Annotated in this window: 27 protein-coding genes; 8 read left to right on the top strand and 19 right to left on the bottom strand. The window is 65.6% G+C overall.

Going from position 1 to position 24,299, the window contains the following annotated elements; translation table 11 throughout:
* From ACNPP0_RS25880 to ACNPP0_RS25870, 3 genes are all read right to left on the bottom strand, one after another.
* Window positions 1-855 (bottom strand): RNA polymerase sigma factor (locus ACNPP0_RS25880; protein ID WP_448707406.1); only part of this gene is annotated, 855 nt, incomplete at its 3' end.
* Window positions 852-1,304, bottom strand: a complete 453-nt coding sequence (locus ACNPP0_RS25875; protein WP_448707405.1) for a VOC family protein — start codon at window positions 1,302-1,304, stop codon at window positions 852-854. The genes ACNPP0_RS25880 and ACNPP0_RS25875, both read right to left, overlap by 4 nt.
* Window positions 1,305-1,345: 41 nt before the next feature.
* Complete coding sequence (locus ACNPP0_RS25870) at window positions 1,346-1,756, bottom strand: YciI family protein (RefSeq protein ID WP_332607857.1); 411 nt, start codon at window positions 1,754-1,756, stop codon at window positions 1,346-1,348.
* Between the two features lie 189 nt (window positions 1,757-1,945).
* Between ACNPP0_RS25870 and ACNPP0_RS25865 the strand changes: the two genes are divergently transcribed.
* Window positions 1,946-2,098 carry a hypothetical protein gene (locus tag ACNPP0_RS25865; RefSeq protein WP_332607858.1) on the top strand — a complete coding sequence of 51 codons (153 nt, stop codon included), beginning with the start codon at window positions 1,946-1,948 and terminating at the stop codon, window positions 2,096-2,098.
* Window positions 2,099-2,100: 2 nt separating this feature from the next.
* On the opposite strand, the gene ACNPP0_RS25860 is transcribed toward ACNPP0_RS25865, so the two are convergent.
* The 5 genes from ACNPP0_RS25860 to ACNPP0_RS25840 all read right to left on the bottom strand — a co-directional run bounded on the left by ACNPP0_RS25860 (window position 2,101) and on the right by ACNPP0_RS25840 (window position 5,251).
* Entirely contained in the window at window positions 2,101-2,520 is a 420-nt protein-coding gene (locus ACNPP0_RS25860) for a type II toxin-antitoxin system VapC family toxin (RefSeq protein ID WP_448707404.1), read from the bottom strand.
* On the bottom strand, window positions 2,517-2,768 hold the full coding sequence (locus ACNPP0_RS25855) for a FitA-like ribbon-helix-helix domain-containing protein (RefSeq protein ID WP_448707403.1): 252 nt from the start codon (window positions 2,766-2,768) through the stop codon (window positions 2,517-2,519). The genes ACNPP0_RS25860 and ACNPP0_RS25855 overlap by 4 nt, the downstream gene beginning before the upstream one ends.
* Window positions 2,769-2,864: 96 nt before the next feature.
* On the bottom strand, window positions 2,865-3,218 hold the full coding sequence (locus ACNPP0_RS25850; RefSeq protein WP_332607862.1) for a YciI family protein: 354 nt from the start codon (window positions 3,216-3,218) through the stop codon (window positions 2,865-2,867).
* A gap of 159 nt (window positions 3,219-3,377) precedes the next feature.
* Window positions 3,378-4,364 carry an OmpA family protein gene (locus ACNPP0_RS25845; protein WP_448707402.1) on the bottom strand — a complete coding sequence of 329 codons (987 nt, stop codon included), beginning with the start codon at window positions 4,362-4,364 and terminating at the stop codon, window positions 3,378-3,380.
* Window positions 4,361-5,251, bottom strand: a complete 891-nt coding sequence (locus tag ACNPP0_RS25840; RefSeq protein ID WP_448707401.1) for a motility protein A — start codon at window positions 5,249-5,251, stop codon at window positions 4,361-4,363. The genes ACNPP0_RS25845 and ACNPP0_RS25840 overlap by 4 nt, the downstream gene beginning before the upstream one ends.
* 288 nt (window positions 5,252-5,539) lie before the next feature.
* Here ACNPP0_RS25840 and ACNPP0_RS25835 point away from each other — a divergent pair, with 288 nt between their 5' ends.
* Genes ACNPP0_RS25835 through ACNPP0_RS25825 form a run of 3 tightly spaced genes read left to right on the top strand, consistent with a single transcriptional unit; the run spans window position 5,540 to window position 8,642 of the window.
* The gene (locus ACNPP0_RS25835; RefSeq protein ID WP_448707400.1) at window positions 5,540-7,642 is read left to right on the top strand and encodes an NYN domain-containing protein; all 2,103 of its coding nucleotides are present in this window, start codon (window positions 5,540-5,542) and stop codon (window positions 7,640-7,642) included.
* Window positions 7,643-7,678: 36 nt separating this feature from the next.
* Complete coding sequence (locus tag ACNPP0_RS25830) at window positions 7,679-8,185, top strand: 2-thiouracil desulfurase family protein (RefSeq protein WP_332607866.1); 507 nt, start codon at window positions 7,679-7,681, stop codon at window positions 8,183-8,185.
* Window positions 8,175-8,642, top strand: a complete 468-nt coding sequence (locus tag ACNPP0_RS25825; protein ID WP_448707399.1) for a hypothetical protein — start codon at window positions 8,175-8,177, stop codon at window positions 8,640-8,642. The genes ACNPP0_RS25830 and ACNPP0_RS25825 overlap by 11 nt, the downstream gene beginning before the upstream one ends.
* 58 nt (window positions 8,643-8,700) lie before the next feature.
* Here ACNPP0_RS25825 and ACNPP0_RS25820 read toward each other — a convergent pair whose 3' ends face one another.
* Both ACNPP0_RS25820 and ACNPP0_RS25815 read right to left on the bottom strand, forming a co-directional pair.
* Complete coding sequence (locus tag ACNPP0_RS25820; protein WP_448707398.1) at window positions 8,701-9,684, bottom strand: Bug family tripartite tricarboxylate transporter substrate binding protein; 984 nt, start codon at window positions 9,682-9,684, stop codon at window positions 8,701-8,703.
* Window positions 9,685-9,807: 123 nt separating this feature from the next.
* Window positions 9,808-10,416: a hypothetical protein gene (locus ACNPP0_RS25815; RefSeq protein WP_448707397.1), complete on the bottom strand. Its 609-nt coding sequence runs from the start codon at window positions 10,414-10,416 to the stop codon at window positions 9,808-9,810.
* A gap of 169 nt (window positions 10,417-10,585) precedes the next feature.
* Between ACNPP0_RS25815 and ACNPP0_RS25810 the strand changes: the two genes are divergently transcribed.
* Complete coding sequence (locus ACNPP0_RS25810; protein WP_332607870.1) at window positions 10,586-11,203, top strand: TetR/AcrR family transcriptional regulator; 618 nt, start codon at window positions 10,586-10,588, stop codon at window positions 11,201-11,203.
* Window positions 11,204-11,251: 48 nt separating this feature from the next.
* Here the strand turns inward: ACNPP0_RS25810 and ACNPP0_RS25805 are convergent, their stop codons facing one another.
* Window positions 11,252-12,238 carry a tripartite tricarboxylate transporter substrate-binding protein gene (locus tag ACNPP0_RS25805; protein WP_448707396.1) on the bottom strand — a complete coding sequence of 329 codons (987 nt, stop codon included), beginning with the start codon at window positions 12,236-12,238 and terminating at the stop codon, window positions 11,252-11,254.
* 134 nt (window positions 12,239-12,372) lie between these two features.
* Window positions 12,373-12,768: a hypothetical protein gene (locus tag ACNPP0_RS25800; protein WP_448707395.1), complete on the bottom strand. Its 396-nt coding sequence runs from the start codon at window positions 12,766-12,768 to the stop codon at window positions 12,373-12,375.
* A 111-nt stretch (window positions 12,769-12,879) separates the two neighbouring features.
* Here ACNPP0_RS25800 and ACNPP0_RS25795 point away from each other — a divergent pair, with 111 nt between their 5' ends.
* Window positions 12,880-13,758 carry a LysR family transcriptional regulator gene (locus ACNPP0_RS25795; RefSeq protein ID WP_448707394.1) on the top strand — a complete coding sequence of 293 codons (879 nt, stop codon included), beginning with the start codon at window positions 12,880-12,882 and terminating at the stop codon, window positions 13,756-13,758.
* A 137-nt stretch (window positions 13,759-13,895) separates the two neighbouring features.
* On the opposite strand, the gene ACNPP0_RS25790 is transcribed toward ACNPP0_RS25795, so the two are convergent.
* From ACNPP0_RS25790 to ACNPP0_RS25760, 7 genes are all read right to left on the bottom strand, one after another.
* A complete protein-coding gene (locus ACNPP0_RS25790; protein ID WP_448707393.1) occupies window positions 13,896-15,290 on the bottom strand; it encodes a M20 family metallopeptidase in 1,395 nt (464 codons plus the stop codon).
* Complete coding sequence (locus ACNPP0_RS25785) at window positions 15,287-16,306, bottom strand: ABC transporter ATP-binding protein (RefSeq protein WP_448707392.1); 1,020 nt, start codon at window positions 16,304-16,306, stop codon at window positions 15,287-15,289. The genes ACNPP0_RS25790 and ACNPP0_RS25785 overlap by 4 nt, the downstream gene beginning before the upstream one ends.
* Window positions 16,303-17,292 (bottom strand): ABC transporter ATP-binding protein, encoded by a 990-nt coding sequence (locus ACNPP0_RS25780; protein ID WP_448707391.1) that lies wholly within the window; start codon window positions 17,290-17,292, stop codon window positions 16,303-16,305. Before ACNPP0_RS25780 ends, ACNPP0_RS25785 begins: the two co-directional genes overlap by 4 nt.
* Before the next feature lie 2 nt (window positions 17,293-17,294).
* On the bottom strand, window positions 17,295-18,212 hold the full coding sequence (locus ACNPP0_RS25775) for an ABC transporter permease (RefSeq protein ID WP_104143825.1): 918 nt from the start codon (window positions 18,210-18,212) through the stop codon (window positions 17,295-17,297).
* 1 nt (window position 18,213) lies between these two features.
* A complete protein-coding gene (locus ACNPP0_RS25770) occupies window positions 18,214-19,131 on the bottom strand; it encodes an ABC transporter permease (RefSeq protein ID WP_046807225.1) in 918 nt (305 codons plus the stop codon).
* Between the two features lie 80 nt (window positions 19,132-19,211).
* A complete protein-coding gene (locus tag ACNPP0_RS25765) occupies window positions 19,212-20,798 on the bottom strand; it encodes an ABC transporter substrate-binding protein (RefSeq protein ID WP_332607877.1) in 1,587 nt (528 codons plus the stop codon).
* Window positions 20,799-20,906: 108 nt separating this feature from the next.
* Entirely contained in the window at window positions 20,907-21,716 is an 810-nt protein-coding gene (locus ACNPP0_RS25760; RefSeq protein WP_332607878.1) for a GntR family transcriptional regulator, read from the bottom strand.
* Between the two features lie 214 nt (window positions 21,717-21,930).
* On the opposite strand from ACNPP0_RS25760, the gene ACNPP0_RS25755 reads away from it, so the two are divergent.
* A complete protein-coding gene (locus ACNPP0_RS25755) occupies window positions 21,931-23,127 on the top strand; it encodes a pyridoxal-phosphate-dependent aminotransferase family protein (protein ID WP_448707390.1) in 1,197 nt (398 codons plus the stop codon).
* A gap of 31 nt (window positions 23,128-23,158) precedes the next feature.
* Entirely contained in the window at window positions 23,159-24,223 is a 1,065-nt protein-coding gene (locus ACNPP0_RS25750; protein ID WP_046807221.1) for a serine hydrolase domain-containing protein, read from the top strand.
* The last annotated feature ends 76 nt before the right edge of the window (window positions 24,224-24,299 follow it).

Genomic DNA, 24,299 nt, shown 5'->3' with positions numbered 1-24,299 from the left:
CCCGCGCCGGATCAGCAAGGGGTCCCAGCGGGCGCGGTCCTGGTCCATCAGCAGGACGGGCCGGCCCTGGGCATCCGTGCGCGCGTGCAGTCGCGAGGCTTGCAGTTCCATCAGCGCCGCCAGCCCGTGCACCTCGGCGTCGTTCGGGGTCAGTTCGGCCAGGATGCGGCCCAGTCGCAGTGCCTCATCGCACAGCGCCGGGCGCGTCCAGTGGTCGCCGGAGGTGGCCGAATAGCCTTCGTTGAAGATCAGGTATATGACTTCCAGCACGGACGCCAGCCGCGCGCCGCGCTCTTCGGCCCTGGGGACTTCAAACGGCACGTTGGCCGCCGTCAGGTTGCGCTTGGCTCGGACGATGCGCTGCGCAATGGTGGATTCCGACGCCAGGAACGCCCGGGCGATCTCGGCGGTGGACAGCCCGCCCAGCAGCCTCAACGTCAGCGCCACCCGCGCGTCGGTGGACAGCACCGGATGGCAGGCGGTGAACAGCAGGCGCAGCAGGTCGTCGCCGATATCGTCCTGGCGCGCGGCGTCCAGCGCGTCGACAAAGTCGGGCTCTACGTCTGCCTGCAAGGCTTCAAGCTCGTGGCCAATCTGCTCGTGCTTGCGGGTATGCAGCGCGTCCAGCCGCAAGCGGTCGCGGGCGCGGTTTTTTGCGGTAGTCATCAGCCACGCTCCCGGGTTGTCCGGTACGCCGGTGTCGGGCCAGCGTTCCAGGGCGGCCACCAGCGCATCCTGCGCCAGTTCTTCGGCCAACCCGACGTCGCGCACCAGCCGCGCGACGCCGGCGATGACGCTGGCGGCCTCGATCCGCCAGACCGCCTCGATAGCGCGATGCGTGGCCGCTTGTGTCATGCCTGTCCGGTTTTGTCGGTTTTGTCGGTTTGGCCGGTTTGGCCGGATGGCTCGACCTGGCCGGGCTCCATGTAAACCAGTTCCCAGATATGGCCGTCCAGGTCCTCGAACCCATGCGCATACATGAAGCCGTGGTCCTGCGGTTCGCGCGGCGCGGTGCCGCCGGCAGCTACGGCGCGGGCCACCACGTCGTTAACTTCGGCACGGCTTTCGCACGACAGGCAGAGCAACACTTCGGTGGCCTTGGTGGCGTCCACCAGCGGTTTGCTGGTGAAGCCCTTGAAGAAATCGCGCGTCAGCAACATGGCGTAGATGTCGTCGCTGATGACCATGCAGGCGCCCTGGTCGTTGGTGAACTGCGGGTTGAAAGTGAAGCCCAGCTGCTTGAAAAAGGCTTGCGATTTCTGCATGTCGCCAATGGCAAGGTTGACGAAAATTTTCTTGTGCATGGGGAGTCTCCGGGGAAGGGGCGGTGGGATCAAAGGCGGGTTCAGCGGGCGGGGGCGGTCAGGTCACGAAAGCGCTCGACTTCCTTACTGGGTTCGAATTCATCCAGCTCAAAAAGTTGGCGCACTTCAATCTCGCAGCGCTGGCCGGGGAAGGGCTGCGGAAAGCGCATTGCCCATTGCATCGCTTCCTCGCGCGAGCGCACTTGAATCAGGGTGTAGCCGGCAATCAGTTCCTTGGTCTCGGCAAACGGCCCGTCGATGACCTGGCGCTGGCCGTCCGAGTACTGTACGCGCCAACCTTTGGACGTGGGGTGCAGGCCGTTGGCATCGAGCAGCACGCCGGCCTTGGCCAGGGCTTCGTGGTAAGCCAGCATCGATGCCAGCAGGCTTTCGTCGGGCATCATGCCCGCTTCGCTGTCGGGCGTGGCGCGGACGAGGATCATGAAACGCATGAGGAATCTCCTTGATGGGGTGCGTATCAGGACGACGATCGGCATTCCTTCAAATCGACATCCCTTGACATCAAATTGCCAATATTCGGGTAACTACCAAGGCCAACAGCTTGTTACCAAGGTGCAGCCCTGGTTGCAGGCGTGCCCCATACACTCGCAGCGTTTCAAACCCTAGCCTTGTATATCGACATGAAGATGCTCTGTAGTTTTGCCTTGCTGGTTTCGCTGCTGTCCGGCTGTGCCGTTTACACCCCCAGTGGCTCCGTGGTGGTCGATCCGCATGACGGCGGCGGCCGTGGCGGCTTCTGTCCGCCGGGCCAAGCCAAGAAAGGCAATTGCTGACGCTACGACTGCCAGGGATCGATGACTGAAACGCCTGCCGCCGCAAAAGGCGCCACGTCGCGCGTGGCGACGCTCATGCCGTGGGCGGCGGCGGTGGCGGCGATGTATCCATCCGGCGCGGCGATTGCCTGACCCGAGGCCCCCGCGCGCGCCATCAGTGCGGCGTACTGCTGGCTTGCGGCGCTGTCGAATGACAGCACGCGCCCGGCAAATAACGCCAGCACCTGTTGTTCCAGACTGTCTTGCAAGACGCTGCGGCGCTTGCCGGCAGGCATGCAGGCCACGCCAAAGCGCAATTCGGCAACCGTGACCGCCGATAGAAACAGGGTTTCCAGCGGCTGCCTGTCGATCCATGCAATCACGGCATCCGACGGCGCCTGGCGCAGCGGCTCGGAGATGACGTTGGTATCCAGAAGAATCATTCAAACCCCTGCGGCGTGGCGGGCGTTTTGTCGCGCTGGTCGAACAGGGCGGCTTCCTGGTCGGTCAGTTTGGCCTGGCTGCCGATACGCGCCAGCAGTGAGCCCAGCTTGACCCGGCCTTCGGGCTTGACGGCATCTTCGAGAATGGCGCGCACCTCGGCTTCCGTGCTGCGGCCGTGCTGGGCGGCCCGCACGCGCAGCGCGCGGTGCACTTCGTCGGAGATGTTCCTGACAGTCAACATAGCCATGATGCGATACGTCCAAATGCATTCGATGCATGCAGTTTATGAAAGTGCAGTCATTCGTGCAAATGTGGGGAGTGCCGCAATGACGACACTGCGCGTTCACATGAAACACGGCCCAAGCTCCCGCACTTCAACCGTGGCCCATTCAGCCGCCGGGCACTCGGCTGCCAGCGCCAGCGCTTCTTCGCGGGTGTCGACCGCCAACAGGAAGAAGCCGCCGATCATTTCCTTGGCTTCGGCAAACGGGCCGTCCATCAAGGAACGCTCGCCATTGCGGACCTGTAGCCGGACGCTTTCGGATTCCGACTTCAGCGATTCGGCGCTGACCAGCAGGCCCCGGCCTTTCAGGTCTTCGGCGTAGCGCACCATTTGCGCGTAGGCCTGGCGGCCTTCGTCGGGCGTGCGCTGGGCGCGTTGGCCCACGGGTTCGACGATCAGCAACATGTAGGACATGGTTTTTCCAGGTTCTGGCCGACAGGCCGATGGGGCGAGCTTAACGCCGCCGCGCGTCGCTACGCCACCCCAGGCGTGAGACTTTTGTCAGCCTATGCGCCGGGAAAACAGCGACATAAAAAAACCGGCCTGGGCCGGTTTTTCTTTGACAAGACACGCTCAGGATCGCGCCGCCGAGGCGTCCACCGTGGCGGCCGGCTTCGGCGCGGCCAGCTTCGGCGCGTCCGGCTTCGGCGCGGCCAGCTTCGGCGCGGCCGGCTTCGGCGCAATGTCCATGATCAGCTCGACGCGGCGGTTGGCGGCGCGGCCGGCCGGCGTGTCGTTCGATTCGATGGGGCGCGTTTCGGCATAGCCCACCGCGCGCAGGCGGTCGGCGGCCACGCCGTCGCGCACCAATTCGCGCAGCACGCTGGTGGCGCGGCTGCTGGACAGTTCCCAGTTCGACGCGAACTGGCGCGTCTGGATCGGCACCGGGTCGCTATGGCCTTCCACCGACACCTGGTACGCGTTCTTGTTCAGGATGGTGGCCAGGCGCTTGATCACGTCCAGTCCGGACGGGCTCAGCGTGGCCTGGCCGGACGGGAACAGCAGTTCATTGCTGATGCGGAAGCTGACCGACTGCTCGTTGATGATCACATCCACCGACTTGGCCAGGTCGCCCAGGCCCAAGGACTCCTTGGACGGCGCCTTAAGCGGCGGCGCGGCATCGGCTACTTTCTCGCCGTCCTCGGCGGGAGCGGCGTCGGCCGTGGCGGCCGGCGGGGGCGGCTCGGCCCAGCTGGCCGGAATGGCGACGGCGTCGAACTCGGCGTATTCGCCGTCGTACTTGGGCAGCCCGGCCGTGGCCAGCGTGCCCACCAATTCAATCGGCTTGCCCGATGCTTCCGTTGCCTGGCCATGCAGGCGCGAGACGGCCAGCATCACCACCAGCATCGCCAGCAGCAGGGTGATCAGGTCCAAATAGCTCAGCAGCCAGTTCTCGGCGTCCTGCTCGGGCGTTTCGTCCACATGCCAGCGCTGGTAGCGGTCCTTGCGGTCGCTTTTGCTGGGGCGCCAGCCACTGTTGTCCGCCGCTTTCTGAGCGCGCAGTTGGGCCTGGCGGGCCTGTTCGATCCGCTGCGCCAGGGAAGGTGAAATCAGGCTCATTGACGCACGGCGGCCGGACGGGTGATGGACACGGGCTGGGCGGCGGCCTGGCTGGACGCTTGGACCGGCTTGACCTGGCCTTCCGTCTTGGGCTTGGCCTTGGCCGCGCCCTGGCCGCCGTCATAGATTTCGTCTTCAACGTGCAGCACGAACGAATTGAGCGTTTCGCGCACCATGGCCGGGCCGCGCTTCTCACACATCATCGAAATGCCTTGCAGCACCATGTTCATGGATTCCACGCGGCGGGCGGTGCGGCGTTCCAGCTTCAGCGCGATCGGCTTGCAGATCAGGTTGGCCAGCAAGATGCCGTAGAACGTGGTCATCAGGCCCACGGCCAGATGCTGGCCGATCATCGTCATGCTGCCGTCGCCCAGCACGGCCATCAGGTTGATCAGCGCGACCAGCGTGCCGAGCATGCCGAAGGCGGGCGCAAACGTGGCCATGACACGGAACATCTGCGCTTCGGCCTGTTCGCGGGCACGCAAGCGCGCGACGCGCCATTGCAGTACTTCAATGATCTGGTCTTCGGGGGTGTTGTCGATGATCAGCTGCACGCCCGTACGCAGGAATGGGTTCGACACCTTCTTCAGTTCCTGTTCGACCTTGTGCACGTCCGTGTTCATCCACAGTTGCGCCATCGACACCAGCTCTTCGATGTCGCGTTGCTGGTCGTGCTGGTCATTACGGAACACCGTGCGCACCAGCTTGAAGATGCGCAGCACTTCCGGCAGCGGATAGGCGATGAACAGGGCCGCGGCGGTGCCGCCCAGCACGATGGCCAGGCCGGGCAGGTTCAGGTACATGCTGGCGTCGGTGGCGGACAGCGCCACGACGATGACAAGGGTAAGCAGGCCGACGGCGGCGCCGATGACGGTAGACGGATTCATTGGATCTTGCCCGAAGGGATTGGCACGCCGAGCCGGAATGCCGGATTGTCGGGAATTCTAGCCAGCGCGCGGCCGAGTCAATCCACCGGAAAGCGGGGGGAAAGGGCCGGTAAGCGCCGGCTTAAGGGATGCTGTCAGGAACCCGAACGGCCGCGTTGGAAATAGGGCCGGGTCGAGGCGGCGCGTGGGGAAAATTGCGCCAAGGCGGGGGGGTGAAGCCGGATATGTATATCATGAGCGCTATCTGGCGGCCCGAAGCACGTGGCCGCCGCGGCTTTGGAGAAGAAAATGACTACCCCCAACGAAAACGTCAGCATGGCGCTTTTCTGCGACTTCGAGAACGTGGCGCTGGGTGTGCGGGACACCAAATACCAGAAATTCGACATCCGGCCTGTGCTGGAACGGCTGCTGCTCAAGGGCAGCATCGTGGTCAAAAAGGCCTATTGCGACTGGGAACGCTACAAGGAATTCAAAGCCCCCATGCACGAGGCGAACTTCGAGCTGATCGAAATTCCGCACGTGCGCCAATCGGGCAAGAACTCGGCCGACATCCGGCTGGTCGTGGACGCGCTGGACTTCTGCTACACCAAGTCGCACGTCAACACCTTCGTGATCATCAGCGGCGATTCCGACTTTTCGCCGCTGGTGTCCAAGCTGCGCGAGAACAACAAGAAGGTGATCGGCGTTGGGGTCAAGCAGTCCACGTCGGACCTGTTGATCGCCAACTGCGACGAATTCATTTTCTATGACGACCTGGCGCGCGAAGGCCAGCGCACGGCCGATGCCCGCCGCGACAATCGTGGTGGCGCGGGGGCCGGCACCGCTCAGCGCCGCACGCCTGACGAAGAAATCCGCCGCAAGGAAGAGCTGGAAGCCCGCAAGACCCAGGCCGTCGACATGGTCGTCGAGACCTTCGAAGCCCTGATGGCCGAACGCGGCGACAGCGGCAAGATCTGGGCATCGGCGCTGAAAGATGCGCTGAAGCGCCGCAAGCCGGATTTCAACGAGTCCTACTACGGCTTTCGCGCCTTCGGCAACCTGCTGGATGAAGCGCAATCGCGCGGCTTGCTGGACGTGGGCCGCGAAGAAAAGTCGGGCACGTACGTGTACCGCGACAGCATCGACGCCGCGCCGTCCTTGCCCATGAGCCGCGCCGCAAATGGCAACGGCGCGCGCAACGCGCCGTCGCGCCAGGCCGCTGTGGCGGAAGCCGACGACGCGCAGGGCGACGCGGCGCAGGAAGAATCCCAATCCCAATCACGCTCTTCCCGCAAATCGCGCGGCGGCCGCCGCTCGGGTCGGGCCAACGGCTATGCGGCCGAGCAGGGCGCCAACGACGCCGGCGGCGAGACGCTGGCGCAGGACGAGGCTGCTTCGTTTGACGCGGATGCGGCCTCGCCCGTTGCCGCCGACGCCGACGAAACGTTTGCCGCGCCCCAGGCTTCGCCGCTGACGGGTGAGTCCGCGCAGGATGATGCGCCCACTACCGAGCAAGCCCCCGTTGCCGCGCGCGAAGGGGATCGCGACGTTGAACGCCAGGGCGAGCGCGACCGGGGACGCGGTGGACGCGAAGGCGGCCGAGATCGCGGACGTGATCGCGGCCGAGACCGTGGGCGCGATCGCGCCCGTCACGGCGCGCCCGTGAACGCCCTGGCCGATGAGTCGGCGGCGGGCGATTCGCTGCCTGGGAATCCATCGGACGACGTCCAGGCCAATACTGCCAAGGCCGCCGAGGCCGCCGCGGCAGCTGCCGCCGCAACGGCTGCTACCGCCGCGACTGCCGCCGCCGCCGAGCAAGCCGCGCAAGCCGCCGCTCGTGAAGCCGCCAAGGTCGATGCCATGCGCGCCGACGCGCTGGCTCGTGCCCAGGCGTCCAAGCCTGTGCAGCCCTCGCGCCTGCCGCCCATGCCCACGCCGTTGCCGCAAGCACGCCAACCGCTGCCGGCCGTGAACATTGCCGAGTGGACGTTTGTTGAAGCGCCCGCCGAAGCGCGCCGCGAACCGGCCAACAAGGCGCCGGCCAAGGTCACCGACCCGTTCGAGGGCGCCGTGCTGCGCCGTGCCTCCGAACCGGCCGCGCCCGCGTCGGAATCGCCGCGGCCGCAAGCCCAGCCTGCCGCCAAGTCGGCCACGAAGACGCCGTCCAAGACCGCAGCCAAGACCGCAGCCAAGACCGCAACCAAAACCGCAACCAAGACCGCGACCAAAACCGCAGCCAAGACCGCAACGAAGTCGGCCTCCAAAACCGCGGCAAAAACGGCGACCAAAACCGCCGGCAAGCGGGCGGCACAGTCCGCCGATAACGCGGCCCCGGCCGACGCCGACGCCGCGCCCGCCAAGTCGGCCAGCCGTACGCGCCGCACGCGCAAGTCGGACGACTCGGCGTCCTGATCCGTCAGGGTGTCATCGTCAGCTTCGGTCTTGCCCATGCAATATGTGCTGATCAGTTCGTGCCTGTTGGGCAACCCCGTGCGCTACGACGGGCGCGGGGTGCCCCACGGTGACGCAGTGCTGGCGCGCTGGCGCGACGAAGGCCGGGTCGTGCCCGTCTGCCCGGAAGTGGCGGGCGGCATGCCCGTGCCGCGCCCGCCGGCCGAGATCGAACCCGGCAAGCGCGCGGCCGACGTGTTGGCCAGCGGCGCACGCGTCATCGCGGTAACGGGGCAGGATGTCACGGTGCCTTTTGTGCAGGGAGGCCATGCCGCGCTGGCGCTTGCCGGGCAGCATGGCATCCGCCTTGCCGTCCTGAAAGAAGGCAGCCCGTCCTGCGGCAGCGGCTACGTCTACGACGGCCATTTCGCAGGCAAGCGCCAACCCGGTGTGGGCGTGACGGCGGAATTGCTGAGGCGCGCCGGTGTGCGCGTTTTCAGCGAAAAGCAATGGGACGAGGCCCAGGCGTGGTTGGCACAGCTGGAGGCCCAGGATGTGGGCTAGCGTTGGCATTCTGGTGCTGCTGGGGGGGCTGGCGTTGGTGGTGGTGATGGCGTTGATGGCGGCATCGGCGGCCAGCGCATCCCGCAGACGGCTCGGAACGCAAGACGGCAGCGATTCCAGCGCAACGCAATCCGCCGCCGGACGCTGGTCGCGGCGGTCGAATTCGTCGAATTTGTCGGGTTCGTCGAGTCCGTCGCGCTCCTCGCGTTCTTCACGTTCTTCACGTTCGTCACGTCCGCTGCCGCGTATTGCCGCCGTGCTGTGCCTGAGCCTGTCGGCGTTCTTCTTTTACGCCTGGTACGCGTTCTACGCGAAGTGGGACTTCAACGAACTGGGCCGCTACTACGACCCCGTCGATCAGGTGGTCTACACGTCGTCCGGCTTTGTCTGGATACTGCCGGCGACCTTGCTGCTGGCCGCCGGCGGGGTCTTCACCTGGCGCGGTTGGCGGCGCTGAACAAGCCGTCTCCCCTAATTCCACGCTGTGTCCGCGCTTTTTCCGCGTTCATCCCCGTTTATTCCGTGCGGATGTTCGCCGCTTTCACGATCTTGCCGTTGTCCACGTATTCGCGTTGCACCTGTGATGCGAATTGCTCCACGCTGCCCGGCGACATGATGTTCAGCGCATCCGTCAGCGGCTTGCTGATGTCGGGCATGGCCGCCACCTTGTTGATCACCGCGTTCATGCGCTGCCGAAACGCCGCGCTGGTGGACGCGGGCGCGAAAAAGCCGAAGGTGGACGTCATGTTCGCCATCGGGTAGCCCAGCTCGGCAAAGGTTGGCGTATCGGGCCAGCCCGGCAGCCGCTTCGGCGACCCTACGGCCAAAAGCTTCAGCTTGCCTTCCTGGATCAGCGTATTGACCGGGGCCGACGCGTTGACCAGCATCAGCGTGAACTGCCCGCCCAGCGCATCGGGCACCATCTGCGCCATGCCCTTGTAGGGCACGTGCGTGATGCGCACCTTGGCCTGCCCGTTGATCTGTTCCAGCATCAAATGCCCCAGCGACCCCACACCCGCCGTCGCCAGCGACAGGCCGTCCGGGTCCGTCTTGGCCTGGTCCACCATGTCCTTGAAATTCTTGCCCGTGAATTTCGGGCCGCCCACCAGATACACCGGCGAATACATCACGGCGGCCACCGGCGCCAGGTCCTTCAACGGGTCATACAGTGTCTTCATCACGTGCGGCGACAGCGTTACCGGGCTGACGGCGGTAAAGCCCAGCGTGTTCTCGTCGTGGGCGCGCGCCACGGTGTTCATGCCGATCATGCCTCCCGCGCCGCCCCGGTTTTCAACGACCACCGGCCGCCCCAATTCCGTGGCCAGCTTTTGGGCAAACGCGCGTGCGGTGTTGTCCACGATGCCGCCTGCGCCGTAAGGCACGACGATGGTCAGCGCCTGTGACTTGGTGTCGGCCTGGGCCTGGGCCAGGGCGGTGGATGAGACGGCGCAGGCCGCGCTGAATGCGCAAAGCCCCGCAAGCCGCTTGAAATTCAACATGGCTTCCCCTTGGTGTCGCGGCTGGGTCGCCGCGGATGTCGACGGCGCTGTAAAGCAACGCGCCGGCATGCAGTGTGTGCAGGCCGGCGCGCGGGGACAATCGGGATTACCCGGAAAGGGGCTTCAGTTGGCGCGGTAGCCCCGGCTGCTCATGCAGGAATCCAGCGAATGGTTGTAGGTGTCCACCATGACTTGCGTGGTCCATTGCGTGATGGTCGCCGGGTCGTACCCGCTTTGGTTCATGGCCCAGCGCTGGCATTCGGCCGTGGCAGTGGCCTGCGCCGAGCTGACCTTGGGCGCGGCTGCGTACTCCACGGGCTTGTATTGCGGCTCGGGTTGCGCGTAGGCAACGGGGGGTTCGGCATACAAGGGGGCGGACGTCAGCGGCGCGGAATACACCGGCGGCGCCGTGTAGACGGGCGCGGCGTACACCGGGCTGGTGTAGGCCACGCCGGGCGATGCGTAGACGCTGGTTTGTGCGTAGGTGGGGCCGGAATCGGCCGCCAGCAGCAGGCCCACCGCGGCCAGCGCGAACGCGCCGCCGACCCACCATCCGGCCGAACTGCTGCCGCCACCGCCATGGTGGTGGTAATTATTACCGCCGTAGTAACCGCCGTGGTAACCACCACCGCCGCCGCCCCAGCCACCGCCGCGTCCGCCCGCCATCACGGGCGCGCTTGCCACGGCAAGCGCCAATGCTGCGACAAGCGTCCGGCCTGTAAACCGTTTCATGATCTTGCTCCTGTCCGCCGCGCGCGGGATTACGGTCAATATGCGCACGGCGATAGCGCTACTTTACTGCTGCGCGGGCATCAAAAGTTGTTGCAAAAGCTACGGGGATTTCAACTGACTTCAAAACGATTCAGTGGCGAAAAGCGGGGAAGCGGTGTACTTTCTCGCGATGATGACGGCACGACCCCTTTCTGCACCGCAAGACAAGCGTCTTACCAAAGGCGAACGCACCCGCCTACAGCTACTGGAAGTTGCCGCGGCGGAGTTCGCGGAGCGCGGATTCCAGCACACGCGTATCAGCGACATCGTGGCTCGCGCCAGCGTGACGCAGCCGGTGTTCTACCAATACTTTTCCAGCAAGCAGGCGGCCTACGACGAATTGGTCGGCATGTTCGCGCAGCGCTTGCGCCAGGCGATTACCGAAGCGCGCTTGCCGGCGGGCCTAGAAGGCGCGGAATTGGCAGAGCGCATCCAGGGCGGCGTGCTGCGGCTGCTGGGCATCTTGCAGGAAGACCCCAACCTGACGCGCATCGGCTTTTTTCAGGTGGCCGAAGCGGAGGCGCTCAAGGATGAACTGGTAACGATGATTGCCGACAACGTCCGCGCAGAACAGCAAGCCGGGCTGTTCCGCCCGGAGATATCCCCCGACTGGCTGGCGCAGTCGCTGATGGGCATCATCGAACGTTTCACACGCCAGACGCCGGATGCGCCCCAGCAGCACGCAATAGCGGAATTCATCACCCGGCTGTTGCTTGACGGCATCCGTCCCCATCGACGAGCCTCCTGACGGAGGCTTTTTTTTTGGCCCCCGTTTTCGTCCGCCCCGCGCTCGCGGTCATTCCACGCGGGCTCCCGAGGCCGCCACCAACTTGCCCGCCGCTTCCCAATCCGCTTTCAGCAGATCCTGAAACTGCGCCGGGGTCTTGGCTTCGGCCTCCACGCCCAACGAGGCCAGGCGCGCCTGCACCTTCGGGTCCGCCAGCACCTTGTTCACGGCCGCGTTGATCTTGTCGCGTTCGGCGGCGGGCAAGCCGGCGGGCGCCAGCAGGCCCAGCCAGGAATCGAAGGCGTAGCCGGGCAGGCCGCTTTCGGCGACGGTGGGCAGGTCCGGCGCGAAGCGCGAGCGGGTCTTGCCCGTGTAGGCCAGGAAGGTCACGCGGGGGTCGTTGCGATAGGCGGTCACGCCGATGGTGGCGGCGGTGACGGCCTGGACGCGGCCGGCCAGCAGTTCGGTCACGGCGTCGCCCGTGGACTTCATGGGGATGTGCTGCATCTGCGCGCCCGAGGCAGCCAGGAAAGACGCCATGCCCAGGTGCGACGCGCTGCCGTTGCCGGCCGAGGCATAGTCATACGCGCCGGGTTTGGCCTTGATGGCCTGGATGAAGTCGGCCGTGGTCTTCGCGTTCAGGCTGGAGGACGCCAGGATGATGTACCCCGTGTTGCCCAGGTAGGCGACGCCGGTGAAGTCCTTGTAGGGGTCGTAGCTCAGGTTCTTGTACAGGTAGCCGGCAATGTTGTGGCTGGCGGCGGCCAGCACCAAGGTGTTGCCGTCGGGGGTGGCGCGCGCCACCTGCGAGGTGCCCACCGTGCCGCCGGCGCCCGCGCGGTTTTCCACCACGATGGACGCGCCCAGCGCCTGGCCCAGTTCGTCGCCGATGGCGCGTGCAATGGTGTCTTGCACGGCGCCCGTGCCGTAGGGCACGACGATGCGGACGACGCGTTGTTCGGCGTGGGCAGCGCCGGCGCCGGCCAGCGCCAGGGTCAGCGTCAGGGCCAAGGTAGTGAAGGTGTTGCGGCGTACGGCTTGGAATCGGGTAGGCATGACAGCGGCTCGTTGGGATAGGCACGCGCCCCGTATTGAGGCGGGCGAAGGCGTTGGACTCTAAAGAATCGCGTGGCGCCCGCCAACGATTTATTTGCCGCTTGTTTATAGCTGTCGGGGATATAGCCCGACCGTCAGGCCCAGGTCTCGTGCAGGTGCGCCCATTGCGGTTGCCCATCGGCGCCCGCCATGAACAGCGCGCTGGCGCGCCGCTGCGTGGCGCCGCCGTTCCAGGCGTGGCGTTCGCGATACGTCAACAGCGCCGAGCCGGCGTCCGCGTGGCGCACGGCCAGCTCGTCGATCTGGATCTTCAAGCCCGGGCGCAGGCCGCGCAGGCCGGCGAACAAGGCCGGCAGGGCGCCGGGCGGCAGCCGCTGCCCGTCTGCCGTAATCATGGTGAACTCGGGCGCAAAGGCGTCCAGCAGGGCGGTCAACACGGCCTCGGGGCTATCGGCGTGGCCGATCCAGTGCTCGATGCGGCCATGGGCGTCCAGCGCCAGGCGCAGGCTAGGGGTAGACAGGTCGGTCATGAATAACGCCGTGTAATCAACAAAGAACGCCATTCTAGAAATTTCGATGTCGCGGAAACACCGCCTGTGGGCCGATATACTGTTCGTGTTTTTTTGACAATGAAGCGGCCCATGATCAATCTGAATCGCTTGTCGATCTTCGTCGCCGTGGTCGATGCCGGTTCGTTCACGGCGGCGGCCGATGCGTTGGGCACGACCAAGGCCGTCGTCAGTTTCAACGTCAAGCAGCTGGAACAGGAATTGGGCGTGGCGCTCTTGACGCGCAGCACGCGCCGGCTGGCGCTGACGCAGGCGGGCGAGGGCTTTCATGCGGATTGCGTGCGCCTGTTGCAAGACGCCGGCGCCGCCGTCGATCAGGCGCGATCCGGCCAGGCGACTTTATCGGGCAGCTTGCGGGTAACGGCGTCGGTGGATTATGGCAACCGCGTCGTCGTGCCCGCGCTGGCGGCATTCGCGCGCTTGCACCCGGCGCTTCGGGTGGGCTATCAGGCCAGCTCCACGCAAGCCGACCTGATCGGCGAACGGCTGGATGTGGCGATCCGCGTGGGTACGCTGGCGGACTCCAGCTACCGCGCCACGCGCATCGGTGAATTCAAGCTGCTGTTGGTAGCCGGCCCGGCGCTGTTGGCCGAACATGGCGCGCCGCGCTCGCCCGAGGCGTTGGCCGCCTTGCCCTGGTTGGCCAATCGCCCGGGCCGCATCGACCACTGGCGGCTCACGGACAGCAAGGGGCGTGACCACGCGCTGCGCGTGGCGCCGGTGGCGCATGCGGACACGGCGTCGGCGCTGCTCGCCTTTGCCCAAGCCGGCTGTGGCGTGGCCGCCTTGCCGGATTGGCTGCTGGAAGAGCCCTTGGCGCGTGGCACGTTGCGGCGTGTGATGCCGTCGTACACGTTGCCGCGCCAGCCGGTGCACGCCGTCTATCCCGACACCCGCCACGTCAGCGCCAAGGTGCGGCGCTTCATTGATTTCTTGCGCACGGGGAAATGACGCACGGCCCACTCCGCTGCCACGTCGGTTGCACGTCGGTCGCACGTCGGTCGCACGTCGGTCCCACGGGGCGGGCGTCGCCGCCACGTCGATGCCAGGCCGCTCCAAGCCCGCCCCGCGCCCAGTCTCGGAAAACCTCAGCGCGACAGCGGCGGCGTGTCGCCCGCGCCCAGGTCCCAGTACAGGCCCGTCATCAAACCCAGCGCCTGGCGCAGCAGCTCGGGTGGCAGGTGTTCGTTAGGCGCGTGCTGCGAGCAACCGGGGTAGGAATGCGGCACCCAGATCGTGCGCAGGCCCAGCACATCCGTGAAGATGTCGTTCGGCAATGAGCCGCCCAGGTTGGGCAGCAGCGCGGTCTTCTGGCCCGACGTGCGTTCCAGCGAATCCACCGCCCATTGCACCCAGGCATCGTCCGGGTCGATGCGCGTGGCGCGGAACATCGATTCGCGCGTTAGCGCAATCTTGACCATCGAAAAGCCGTGGCGATCCAGATGCCGGCGCAGCGCGGGGATCAGGTCGTCCGGGTCCACGCCGCCCACAAAGCGCAGCTGGCAACGTGCCCACGCGCGCGGCGGGATGGCGTTGACGGGCGTTTCGGGGTTGCCGGTCTTGTAGGCCAGCACTTCAAACGAGCACCAGCCGAATACGCGTTCGGCGGGTGACAGGCCGGGTTCGCCCCAGTCCGGTTCAATCTCGGGGCCGTCCGCGCCGCCGTCCACCTGGCAGTCGGCCAATGCGCGGCGCACGGCGGCGGGCAATTCGGTTGGCACCCATTCCGGAATACGGATCTGGCCGGTGGGCGACACGATGGTCGAGATGGCGTGCGCCAGCTGAATGCCGGGGTTGGAAATCAGCCCGCCCCAGTTGCCGGAATGGTGGCCGCCGGCCCGGGCCTCGATGGACAAATCAAAGTTCAGGCTGCCGCGCGCGCCCAGGAAGATGGTGGGGCGCTGGGGGGCAAGACGCGGGCCGTCGGAGGCAATCAGCAAGTCGGCCGCCAGCATGTCGCGATGTTCGGCGCACAGTTCCCGCAAGCCCATTGACCCGGTCTCTTCGCCCATTTCTATCAGGTACTTGGCGTTGAAGCCCAGCTTGCCGCGCGCTTCCAACACCAGCCGCAGCGCTTCCATGTTGATGGTGTGCTGCCCCTTGTTGTCGGCAATGCCACGGCCATACCACCGGCCTTCGGCTTCGGTCAGCGCCCAGGGGGTCAAGCCGTCCTTCCATTCCTTTTCCAGCCCACGGATGACGTCTCCATGGCCATAGCCCAGCACGGTGGGCAGGGCGGCGTCTTCAATGCGCTCGGCGTACAGGAAGGGCGCCAGCGCCTTGGGATGCGTCAGGGTGCGGCAGGTGAATCCCAGCGCTTCGAACGCCGGGCGGATCTCGGATTCCAGGTAGTCGGCCAGCACGGCGGCGCGCTCGGGGTTCTGGCTTTCGGTGGGCAGCGCCAGGCGCCGCGCCAGCAGGGCGCGAAAGGCGCCGGAATCAAAACACTGTTCCGCTTGGGCGATGGCTTGCTCACGGGTCATGGCCGGGCTCCGGTGGGGTGGGGAAGAGAAGAGGGAATGGCAGCAGGGGCCGCCGAAGGGGAACCTGACGCCATGGGATACAGATGGCAAGCCACCACGGACCCGTCACGCAGCGTCAGCGCGGGCCGCTCCACCTTGCATTGCGGCATGGCATGTTGGCAACGCGGGTGAAACGGGCAACCGGGCGGCGGATGCAAGGGGTCGGGGAACGACAGGCCCAAGCCCATGTCCGGAATACCCAAGCCCGGTTCGGGCGTCAGCACCGACGCCAGCAAGGCCTGCGTATAGGGATGGTGCGGGTCGTGAAACAGCTTGGCCGTGGGCGCCGATTCCACGACACGGCCCAGATACATCACCGCCACATGCGTGGCGATGTGTTCGACCACCGCCAGGTTATGGCTGATGAACACATACGTCAGGTTGAATTCGCGCCGCAGGTCCATCAGCAGGTTCATGATCTGCGCTTGCACGGACACGTCCAGCGCCGACGTCGGCTCGTCGCAGATGACGATTTCCGGGTTCATGACCAGCGCGCGCGCAATCGCCACCCGCTGCCGCTGGCCGCCTGACAACTGCCCCGGCGTGTTGTGGGCCAGCCGGGGCGGCAGGCCCACGCGTTCCAGCATTTCGATGGCCTTGTGCATCTTGGGGTTGGCGATGCCATGCACCTCCAGCGGTAGCGACACGATGGACGCAATGGATCGGCGCGGGTTCAGGGACGAATACGGATCCTGGAAAATCGGCTGCACCCGACGCGCCAGCGCGCGGCGGTCCATCTGGCGGATGTCTTGCCCGTCCAGCTTGATGGCGCCGTCGCTGGGCGGCGTCAGGCCCAGCAGCATGCGGGCCAGTGTGGATTTTCCGCAGCCCGATTCGCCCACGATGCCCAGCACCGCGCCACGTTCAACGGCCAGGTCCACGCCATTGACGGCGTGCAGCGTGCTGCGCGGCCGGAACATGCCTGAACGGATCGAAAATTGCCGGCTGACGGCTTCGGCTTGCAACAGCGCGCTCATGCCAGGACTCCTTCTTCAACGCGGATGCAGCGCCATTGCTGATGCGGCGGGTGCCCGTGCACGGGCACGGTGTCGCGGCATTGCGGCTGCACGTAGCGGCAACGGTCGGCAAAGGCGCAGCCGCGCAAGTCGCCCACCAATGACGGCACCACGCCGGGTATCGTGCCCAGCGATTCGCCGGGCGGGGTGCGGCCGGGCACGGGGATACAGCCCAGCAAGCCCTCTGTATAAGGATGGCGCGGCGTGGCGAAGATGTCCTTGACCGGACCTTCCTCGACGATCTGCCCCGCATACATCACCGCGACCTGCTGCGCAATGCGCGCCACCACGCCCAGGTCGTGGGTAATCAGCACCATGGCGATGCCAAGCTCGGCCTGCAAGTCCGCCAGCAAGCGCAGGATCTGCGCCTGGATGGTGACGTCCAGCGCCGTGCTGGGCTCGTCCGCAATCAGCAGTTCCGGACCGCACATCAGCGCCATGGCAATCATCACGCGTTGGCGCAGGCCGCCCGACAGCTGGTGCGGGTATTGCGTCAGCCGTTGTCCGGCCGATGCGATGCCCACTTTTTCCAGCAGTTCCACCGCGCGGTCGCGCGCCTGTTGCCGGCTGGCATGGCGGTGGTGGATGTAGTGTTCGGTCAGCTGCTCGCCGATGGCGTAGGCGGGGTTCAGCGCCGTCATCGGCTCCTGGAAAATCATCGCCATCTTGCTGCCGCGCAGCGCATTGATACGGCGGCTGCGCGCGGTGGACAGGTCTTCGCCCAGCACCGCCAAGCGGCGTGTCGTGCGCTTGGCGGCCTTGGGCAACAAGCCCATGATGGCCAGCGACGTCATCGATTTGCCGCAGCCGGATTCGCCCACCAGGCACAGCGTTTCACCCCGCTTGACCTGGAACGATACGTCTCGCACCGCGTGCAGCGGCCCGCGCGGCGTGGCGATGTCGACCGTCAGCCCTTGCACGTCCAGCACAATTTCTTTGTCGGCCATGGTCAGGCCCTCTCTTCAGGCGTCAGCAGTTGATGCAGCCCGTCGCCGGCCAGGTTGATCGCGAAGATCAACAACGCCAGCGCCGAACCCGGAATGGCGATCAGCCAGAACGAAAAGAACATGTACGCCTTGGCTTCCGAAATCATCAGCCCCCAGGACGGCAGCGGCGGCTGCACGCCCAAGCCCAGGAACGACAGCGAGGCCTCCAGCAAGATGGCGCTGGCCGCTTCCAGCGTGGCAATCACGATCAGCTGCGGCACCACGTTGGGCAGCACTTCGCCCCACACAATGCGCCACGTGGACGCGCCGGCCGCCTGCGCCGCCGCCACGTATTCCAGCGACCGCACCTGCTGCGTGGCGCTGCGCATGACCACGGCGTAGCGGTCCCATTTCAAGAAGCCCAGCACCAGGATCACCACCCACAGCGAACCGCCGACGATGGCCACGGTGGCCAGCGCCACCAGGATCACGGGCATGGACAAACGGGTCGTGATCAGGAACGACACGGCCATGTCCACCTTGCCGCCGAAGTAACCGGCGGCCATGCCCATGGCCGTGCCGATGATTCCGGATATCAACGCCACGCTGACGCCGATCAACAGCGAAATGCGCGCGCCGTAGAACAGGCGGGACATGTAGTCGCGGCCCAGCTGGTCGGTGCCCAGTGGGTGCAGCCACGTGCCCTTGGCGTACCAGACGGGCGGCGCGGTGCGGTAGGCCAGGTCCTGGAAGTAGGGGTCGTGGGGGGAAATCCACGGCGCCAGCAGCGCGATCAGCACGATGATCAGCAGGATGCCGCCGCCGGCCAGCAGCGCCTTGTTGCGGCGCAGCCGGCGCCAGCGCAAGGTGGATGCGGACAGTTCCATCGCGGCGGGGGCGGGTGCGCCGGGAACGGAAGGGGTAAGGATAGGCGTGGTCATGTCAGGACACCCGGATGCGCGGATCAAGCCACGCGTTGGCGATATCGGCGGCAAGCGTCAGCAGCACGTACAGCACGGACAGCAGCAGCACAATCAGCTGCATCACCGGATAGTCCTTGTACGTAATGCTCTGGTAGGCCAGATAGCCCAGGCCGTCCAGCGCGAAGATGGTTTCGATGACGACCGAGCCACCCAGCAGGTAGCCCAGCTGCACGGCGGCCAGCGCCACGACCGGCACGATGGCGTTGCGCAGCGCGTGCTTGAAGATGATCTTGCGCGCGGGCAGGCCCTTGGCGCGCGCGGTGCGGATGTAGTCCGCGCCCAGCACCTCGATCATGCCGGCGCGGATCAAGCGCATGAAAGCCGGCGCCACGTAATAGCCCAGCGCAATCGCGGGCATCACGAAATGCTGCCACGTGCCGCTGCCCGACACCGGCAGGATGCGCAGCGATATCGAAAACAGCATGATCAGGATCAGCGCAAAGAAAAAGTTCGGCAGGGCCTGACCCAGCACGGCAATTGCCAGGCACACGCGATCAATCACGCTGCCCTTGTAGATGGCGGCCAGCACGCCCAGCGGAATTGACACCAGCAGCGCAAAGCCCAGCGCGCCCATGCCCAGCAGCAAGGTGGTCTTTAGCTTGGACAGGATCAGCGGCCCCGCCTCGGTCTTGAAATACACCGACGTGCCGAAGTCGCCTTGCATGATGTGCCACAGCCAATCGGCGTATTGCACCACCAGCGGTCGGTCCAGCCCGTAGGTCTTGCGGATCATGTCGATGTCTGCCTGGCGCGCGCCTTCGCCGGCCAGCGCCAGCGCCGGGTCGCCCGACAGGTGCAGCAGCAGGAACGCCAGGATCGATACGGTCAGCGCCACCAGCGCCGCCAGGCCCAGGCGCCTGATCGTGAAATAAAGCATAGGACTTCCTCTAACGTTTCAGCCCGCCGGACGGGCATGTCGCCCGCCCGGCGTTACCCTGCGCGTGACTTCCCACCGGGCTACTTCCAGCTCATATCCCAGAAGCGGACCAGTTCGTCGGAATACGGCTTGAAGTTCACGTCCTTGGTGGCGACGTAGTAGGCGGGCAGCGTCCACAGCGGCACGGCGTAGGCCTTTTGCGCGATCAGGTCCAGCGCTTCCTTGTAGGCGGCCTTGCGCGGCTCGCTGTCAATGGTGTGGTCGCCTTTGTTGAGCAGGTCGCGCACCTTGGCGTCGCGCGTGATGTCGTCGTTGCCGAAAGCGAAGTACACGGGCGTGGATGCCGACACGTCGTTGACCAGGTTGGAACCCCAGGTCTGATGCGTCAGCGACGCCTTGTTGGCGCGGATCATGTCGCGCATGGCGGCGTACTGCAAGAAGTTGAGCTTGGCGCGGATGCCCACGGCTTGCAGGTAGTTGATGATGGCTTCGGTCTGGTTGCGCTCGCGGTAGGCCACGATGTCGATGTCGAAACCATTGGCGTAGCCCGCATCGGCCAGCAGCTTCTTGGCCAGCGCCGGGTCGTACTTGTAGGTGGGCGCGCCGTCTTGCGTGCAGCCCACTTGCGACGGCGTGCAGATGGTATTGATCAGCCCGCCGCCTTCGCCCACGATGTTCTTCAACATGGATTCGCGGTCGATGGCGTGGATGATGGCCTTGCGCACGCGCTCGTCTTTCAGTTGCGGCGCGGGGGTGCCGTCCTGGATGTTCATCTGCATGAACACGATGCGCATGGTGTTGCCGGTGACCATTTGCAGGTTGGGCATCTGGCCCAGCTGTTCGGCCTGGTCCTTGGGCACGCTCATGATCAGGTCTTCGCCGCCCGAGATGACTTCGGCCATCTGCGTCTGGCGGTCGGGGATGAAGCGGATGACCACCTTGCCGATCTTCGGCTGCGCCTTCGGCGAGTCCTTGAAGTAGTTGGCGTTGCGTTCCAGCGTGATGGATTTGCCGGGCTGGTAGTCCACCACCTTGTACGGGCCGGAGCCCACCGGCTTGGCGTTCATGCCCTTGGGGCCGACTTCCTGGTAGTACTTGGCGGGGTGGATGGCAGCGGTGGTGGACAGGTATTCCTTGGCGCCAGGGAAGGGCTCCTTGGTGGTCAGGCGCACCTTGTACTTGTCGATTTTTTCAACCTTGTCGATCCACGACACGTTCTGCTGCGTAACGGCCTTGTTCTTCGGGTCGGCCACGTAGTTCAGCGTGTACACCACCGAGTCGGCGTCGAACTCTTCGCCGTTATGGAATTTCACGCCTTCGCGCAATTCGAATTCCATGGTCTTGTCGTCGACCTGTTTCCAGCTTTTGGCCAGCTGCCCCTTGTATTCGTTCGTGACCGGGTCGCGGTACAGCAGCGTGTCCCAGACGTTGGCCGCGATGATGACGCCGATACGCACGTTGTTGAAGTACGGGTCGACGCTTTCAGGCGCCTGGTCGTAGGCCATGCGCAGGGTGTCGTCTTTCTTGCCCGCCAGCGCGGGCTGGGCGGCCAGGCCGGCGCAGGCAAAGAGGGCGGCGGCAATGGCCGCGCGTAGGGGCGCGACGGGAGCGACGCGGTAGGGGCGGGGTCGGGCGGGTGAGGCAGGTGTGAAGCGACTATCAGCCATGGTGAAGGCTCCTGTGGAAGGCACTACATGTACTGCGTATCCATCATCTCGCTCCGGGCCGCGCCACCCTGGTTTTATCGTTATCGTCCTTGCGCTGGGAGGGCAGGCTCAACCAGAGTCGGACGAAGGCGCGGTCTTGGGCGCCGCATTGGCGTTGATGCTTGCATCGGCGTTGATGCTTTTCAGCGCGGCCTCGCACTTGCGCTGCAAGTGCTGCCGCATGATGCCGGCCAGGCGGTCCGCGTCGCGCGCGTCCAGGGCCTCGGCCATGTCGATGTGTTCGCGCATGGCCAGATCCCATTTCTGGCGGTTTTCGTTCGACACGAACCGCAGGTTCTGGATGCGCGCGTTCTGCGCGTCGTACAGTTGCTTAAGCAGGCTGTTGTGCGAGGCCAGGCTGATGCGCTCGTGAATTTCGCGGTTGGTGCGAAAGTACGTGGGCAGGTCATGGCGTGCGTGGCTGGCCATCATTTCGTAGGTCAGCGCGCGGATCTCCGCAATTTCAAGATCGGTGGCGCGTTCGCACGCCAGTCGGCACGACATGGCTTCCAGCCCGCCGATCACTTCAAACGCTTCGCGGATATTGGCTTCCGACAGCGCCACCACCTGCGCGCCCCGGTTCGGTTCGATCTGCACCAGCCCTTCGGCCGCCAGCACGCGAAATGCTTCGCGCATCGGTGTGCGCGACACGCCCAACAGGTCGCACAGCGTGCGTTCGTTCAGGCGGGAGCCGGGGGGGAATTCACCCTGGATGATGCGTTCGCGCAACGCCCCGGCGACGGCGCCGGGCAGCGTGCGGCCATTGCCGGCAGCGCGTGGCGCCGGCGACACGGCCCCTTGCGGCGGCGCGTCGGGCAGGGCTGAATCGGCATGCGCCGACCCGGCCAAATCCCGCATCAGGCTAGGATTGCTGCTCATTGGTATACCAACTTTTCCCCGTGTTTTTTTAGACTATAAACCCCACGCAACGACTTCAATCATGGGTGTATACCCTAGGTTATCGGTGCAAAAACAATGGGATAGAGTGGCGCATGCCGCAAGTCCGCCTGCTCGGCCGGGGCTGTGTCAAAAGCCGTTTGAATCGCCGCGCATCTTTCGTTGGTATACAAATAATTCCACTGTGGGGCTACGCATGCTTTCCCTGAATTCCCATTTGTCCGGCCGGCACTTCTTGCAGATTCCGGGGCCTACCAACGTGCCCGACCGCGTCTTGCGCGCCATTGATCAGCCCACCATCGACCATCGTGGCCCCGAGTTCGGCGAGCTGGGCCGCGCCGTGTTGGAAGGGGCCAAAGCCGTTTTCCAGACGCAGTCGCCCGTGGTGATTTTTCCGTCGTCGGGCACCGGCGCCTGGGAGGCCGCGCTGGTCAACACGCTGTCGCCGGGCGACCGCGTGTTGATGGTGGAAACCGGCCACTTCGCCAGCCTGTGGAAGAAGCTGGCGGGCCGGCTGGGCCTGGACGTTGACTACATCGAAAGCGACTGGCGCCACCCCGTGGACCCCGACGTGATCGGCGCGCGGCTGGCCGAAGACACCCAGCACCGCATCAAGGCGGTGTGCGTGGTGCATAACGAAACGTCCACCGGCGTCACCAGTAATATTGCCGCCGTGCGCGCCGCGATCGACCGCGCCGCGCATCCCGCGTTGCTGATGGTGGACACGATATCGTCCTTGGGCTCCATCGATTACCGCCACGATGCATGGGGCGTGGACGTTACCGTGGCGGGTTCGCAAAAGGGCTTGATGTTGCCGCCCGGCCTGGCATTCAACGCCGTCAGCGCGCGCGCGCTGGCTGCCGCCGATACCGCCGCGCTGCCCCGTTCGTATTGGGATTGGCGCGAAATGCTGACGGCCAATGCCAAGGGTTATTTTCCCTACACGCCGTCGACCAATCTGCTTTACGGCCTGCACGAAGCGCTGGCCATGTTGCAGGCCGAGGGCTTGCCGCGCGTGTTCGCGCGCCATGAACGCCATGCCCGCGCCACGCGTCTGGCAGTGGCGGCGTGGGGGCTGGAACTGTTAAGCCTGGACCCCGCCGCCCACAGCCCCGCGCTGACGGCCGTGATGATGCCCGAAGGCCATGGCGCCGCCGCGCTGCGCAAGGTCATTCTTGAACGCTTCGATATGTCGCTGGGGCAGGGCCTGGGCAAGCTATCCGACCGCATCTTCCGCATAGGCCATCTGGGCCACTTCAATGACCTGACGCTGTGCGGCACGCTGGCCGGCGTTGAAATGGGGCTGGCCGCCGCCGGTGTACCGCACCAGCCGGGCGGCGTGCAGGCCGCGATGGAATTCCTGGCGCGCGCCCCGGATGGCGTGGCGGCTTAAGACCAAGACCAACCCAACAACGAGGGAAACCATGAACACGCTGATGCAGCAGGCGATCCAATTCGCCAATGAACACGAATCCACCTGGGACCGCAGCGTCAAGGGCAACTTTGGCGTGCACCTGAACGACCCGCCGCCCTGGAACCGCCTGCTGGGCCCCATCCACGACCGTGGCCCCGTGTCGGGCGTGGTGGTGGTGGACGGCAAGACGGTGGCCGAATGGGGCGAGCCCGAACGCGCCGACCTGACCTTCAGCGTGGCCAAGCTGTACCTGGCAATTCTGGCGGGCGTGGCGCATGACCGTGGCCTGTTGCCGGACGTGGACGAACCCGTGGGCAAGCGCGTGCCGGGCATCGGCTTCGATGAAGGCCAGAACGCCGACATCACCTGGCGCCACCTGCTGCAACAGACCAGCGAATGGGAAGGCGAACGCTTCGGCGTGTCGGACCAGGCCGATCGCTATCGCGCCGTGACCTTCGGCGTGCCGCCCGATGGCAAGAAGGGCGACGCGCGCCCCTTGCAGCGCCCTGGCACATATTGGGAATACAACGACGTACGCATCAACCAGCTGTCGTACGCGCTGCTGCACCTGTTTCGCAAGCCCTTGCCCGACGTGTTCCGCGAAGCCGTCACGCGCCCCATCGGCGCCAGCGAAGACTGGCAATGGGTGGGGTACGACACCGCCTGGGTCGAGATCGACGGCCAGCGCATGCCATCCGTGCCGGGCGGCTCGCATTGGGGCGGCGGCATGTCCATCAGCGCGCGCGACCAGGCGTTGATCGGCCAGATGCTGCTGAACGACGGGCAGGCCAACGGCAAGCAGATCTTGTCGCGCGAATGGATTCAGGCGATGCGCACCCCCTGCGCCATCGCGCCGTACTACGGCTACCTGATCTGGCTGAACGACCAGGGCCGCGTGTTTCCCAGCGTGCCGGCCACAAGCTTCTTCGGCGTGGGCGCGGGCAGCTCGTTCACCTGGGTGGAACCGGAACGCAAGATGGTGGTGATTGTGCGCTGGCTTAATTCCGCCCACGCGGATGCACTGTTCGGCAAGATCCTGGCGGCGGTGGATGCGGACAAGGAAACGCAGGTGTAGGATGAACGCCGCGCGAACCACCGCCACCGGGTTCGCGCCGCGTCGACTTCATCCGCGTCGACTCCATTGATCAGAA

The sequence above is a fragment of the Achromobacter semiaridum genome, from assembly GCF_053543755.1.
This window is presented reverse-complemented; position numbering and strand designations above follow the sequence as displayed.

Coding starts and splice junctions, on each gene's coding strand:
- ACNPP0_RS25795 (WP_448707394.1), top strand. CDS start 12,880: ATGATCAATCTGAATCGCTTGTCGATCTTCGTCGCCGTGGTCGATGCC.
- ACNPP0_RS25775 (WP_104143825.1), bottom strand. CDS start 18,212: ATGACCACGCCTATCCTTACCCCTTCCGTTCCCGGCGCACCCGCCCCC.
- ACNPP0_RS25815 (WP_448707397.1), bottom strand. CDS start 10,416: ATGAAACGGTTTACAGGCCGGACGCTTGTCGCAGCATTGGCGCTTGCC.
- ACNPP0_RS25790 (WP_448707393.1), bottom strand. CDS start 15,290: ATGACCCGTGAGCAAGCCATCGCCCAAGCGGAACAGTGTTTTGATTCC.
- ACNPP0_RS25820 (WP_448707398.1), bottom strand. CDS start 9,684: ATGTTGAATTTCAAGCGGCTTGCGGGGCTTTGCGCATTCAGCGCGGCC.
- ACNPP0_RS25770 (WP_046807225.1), bottom strand. CDS start 19,131: ATGCTTTATTTCACGATCAGGCGCCTGGGCCTGGCGGCGCTGGTGGCG.
- ACNPP0_RS25870 (WP_332607857.1), bottom strand. CDS start 1,756: ATGCGTTTCATGATCCTCGTCCGCGCCACGCCCGACAGCGAAGCGGGC.
- ACNPP0_RS25840 (WP_448707401.1), bottom strand. CDS start 5,251: ATGAATCCGTCTACCGTCATCGGCGCCGCCGTCGGCCTGCTTACCCTT.
- ACNPP0_RS25760 (WP_332607878.1), bottom strand. CDS start 21,716: ATGAGCAGCAATCCTAGCCTGATGCGGGATTTGGCCGGGTCGGCGCAT.
- ACNPP0_RS25865 (WP_332607858.1), top strand. CDS start 1,946: ATGAAGATGCTCTGTAGTTTTGCCTTGCTGGTTTCGCTGCTGTCCGGC.
- ACNPP0_RS25750 (WP_046807221.1), top strand. CDS start 23,159: ATGAACACGCTGATGCAGCAGGCGATCCAATTCGCCAATGAACACGAA.
- ACNPP0_RS25835 (WP_448707400.1), top strand. CDS start 5,540: ATGACTACCCCCAACGAAAACGTCAGCATGGCGCTTTTCTGCGACTTC.
- ACNPP0_RS25785 (WP_448707392.1), bottom strand. CDS start 16,306: ATGAGCGCGCTGTTGCAAGCCGAAGCCGTCAGCCGGCAATTTTCGATC.
- ACNPP0_RS25825 (WP_448707399.1), top strand. CDS start 8,175: ATGTGGGCTAGCGTTGGCATTCTGGTGCTGCTGGGGGGGCTGGCGTTG.
- ACNPP0_RS25755 (WP_448707390.1), top strand. CDS start 21,931: ATGCTTTCCCTGAATTCCCATTTGTCCGGCCGGCACTTCTTGCAGATT.
- ACNPP0_RS25765 (WP_332607877.1), bottom strand. CDS start 20,798: ATGGCTGATAGTCGCTTCACACCTGCCTCACCCGCCCGACCCCGCCCC.
- ACNPP0_RS25830 (WP_332607866.1), top strand. CDS start 7,679: ATGCAATATGTGCTGATCAGTTCGTGCCTGTTGGGCAACCCCGTGCGC.
- ACNPP0_RS25855 (WP_448707403.1), bottom strand. CDS start 2,768: ATGGCTATGTTGACTGTCAGGAACATCTCCGACGAAGTGCACCGCGCG.
- ACNPP0_RS25805 (WP_448707396.1), bottom strand. CDS start 12,238: ATGCCTACCCGATTCCAAGCCGTACGCCGCAACACCTTCACTACCTTG.
- ACNPP0_RS25845 (WP_448707402.1), bottom strand. CDS start 4,364: ATGAGCCTGATTTCACCTTCCCTGGCGCAGCGGATCGAACAGGCCCGC.
- ACNPP0_RS25875 (WP_448707405.1), bottom strand. CDS start 1,304: ATGCACAAGAAAATTTTCGTCAACCTTGCCATTGGCGACATGCAGAAA.
- ACNPP0_RS25800 (WP_448707395.1), bottom strand. CDS start 12,768: ATGACCGACCTGTCTACCCCTAGCCTGCGCCTGGCGCTGGACGCCCAT.
- ACNPP0_RS25780 (WP_448707391.1), bottom strand. CDS start 17,292: ATGGCCGACAAAGAAATTGTGCTGGACGTGCAAGGGCTGACGGTCGAC.
- ACNPP0_RS25860 (WP_448707404.1), bottom strand. CDS start 2,520: ATGATTCTTCTGGATACCAACGTCATCTCCGAGCCGCTGCGCCAGGCG.
- ACNPP0_RS25810 (WP_332607870.1), top strand. CDS start 10,586: ATGATGACGGCACGACCCCTTTCTGCACCGCAAGACAAGCGTCTTACC.
- ACNPP0_RS25850 (WP_332607862.1), bottom strand. CDS start 3,218: ATGTCCTACATGTTGCTGATCGTCGAACCCGTGGGCCAACGCGCCCAG.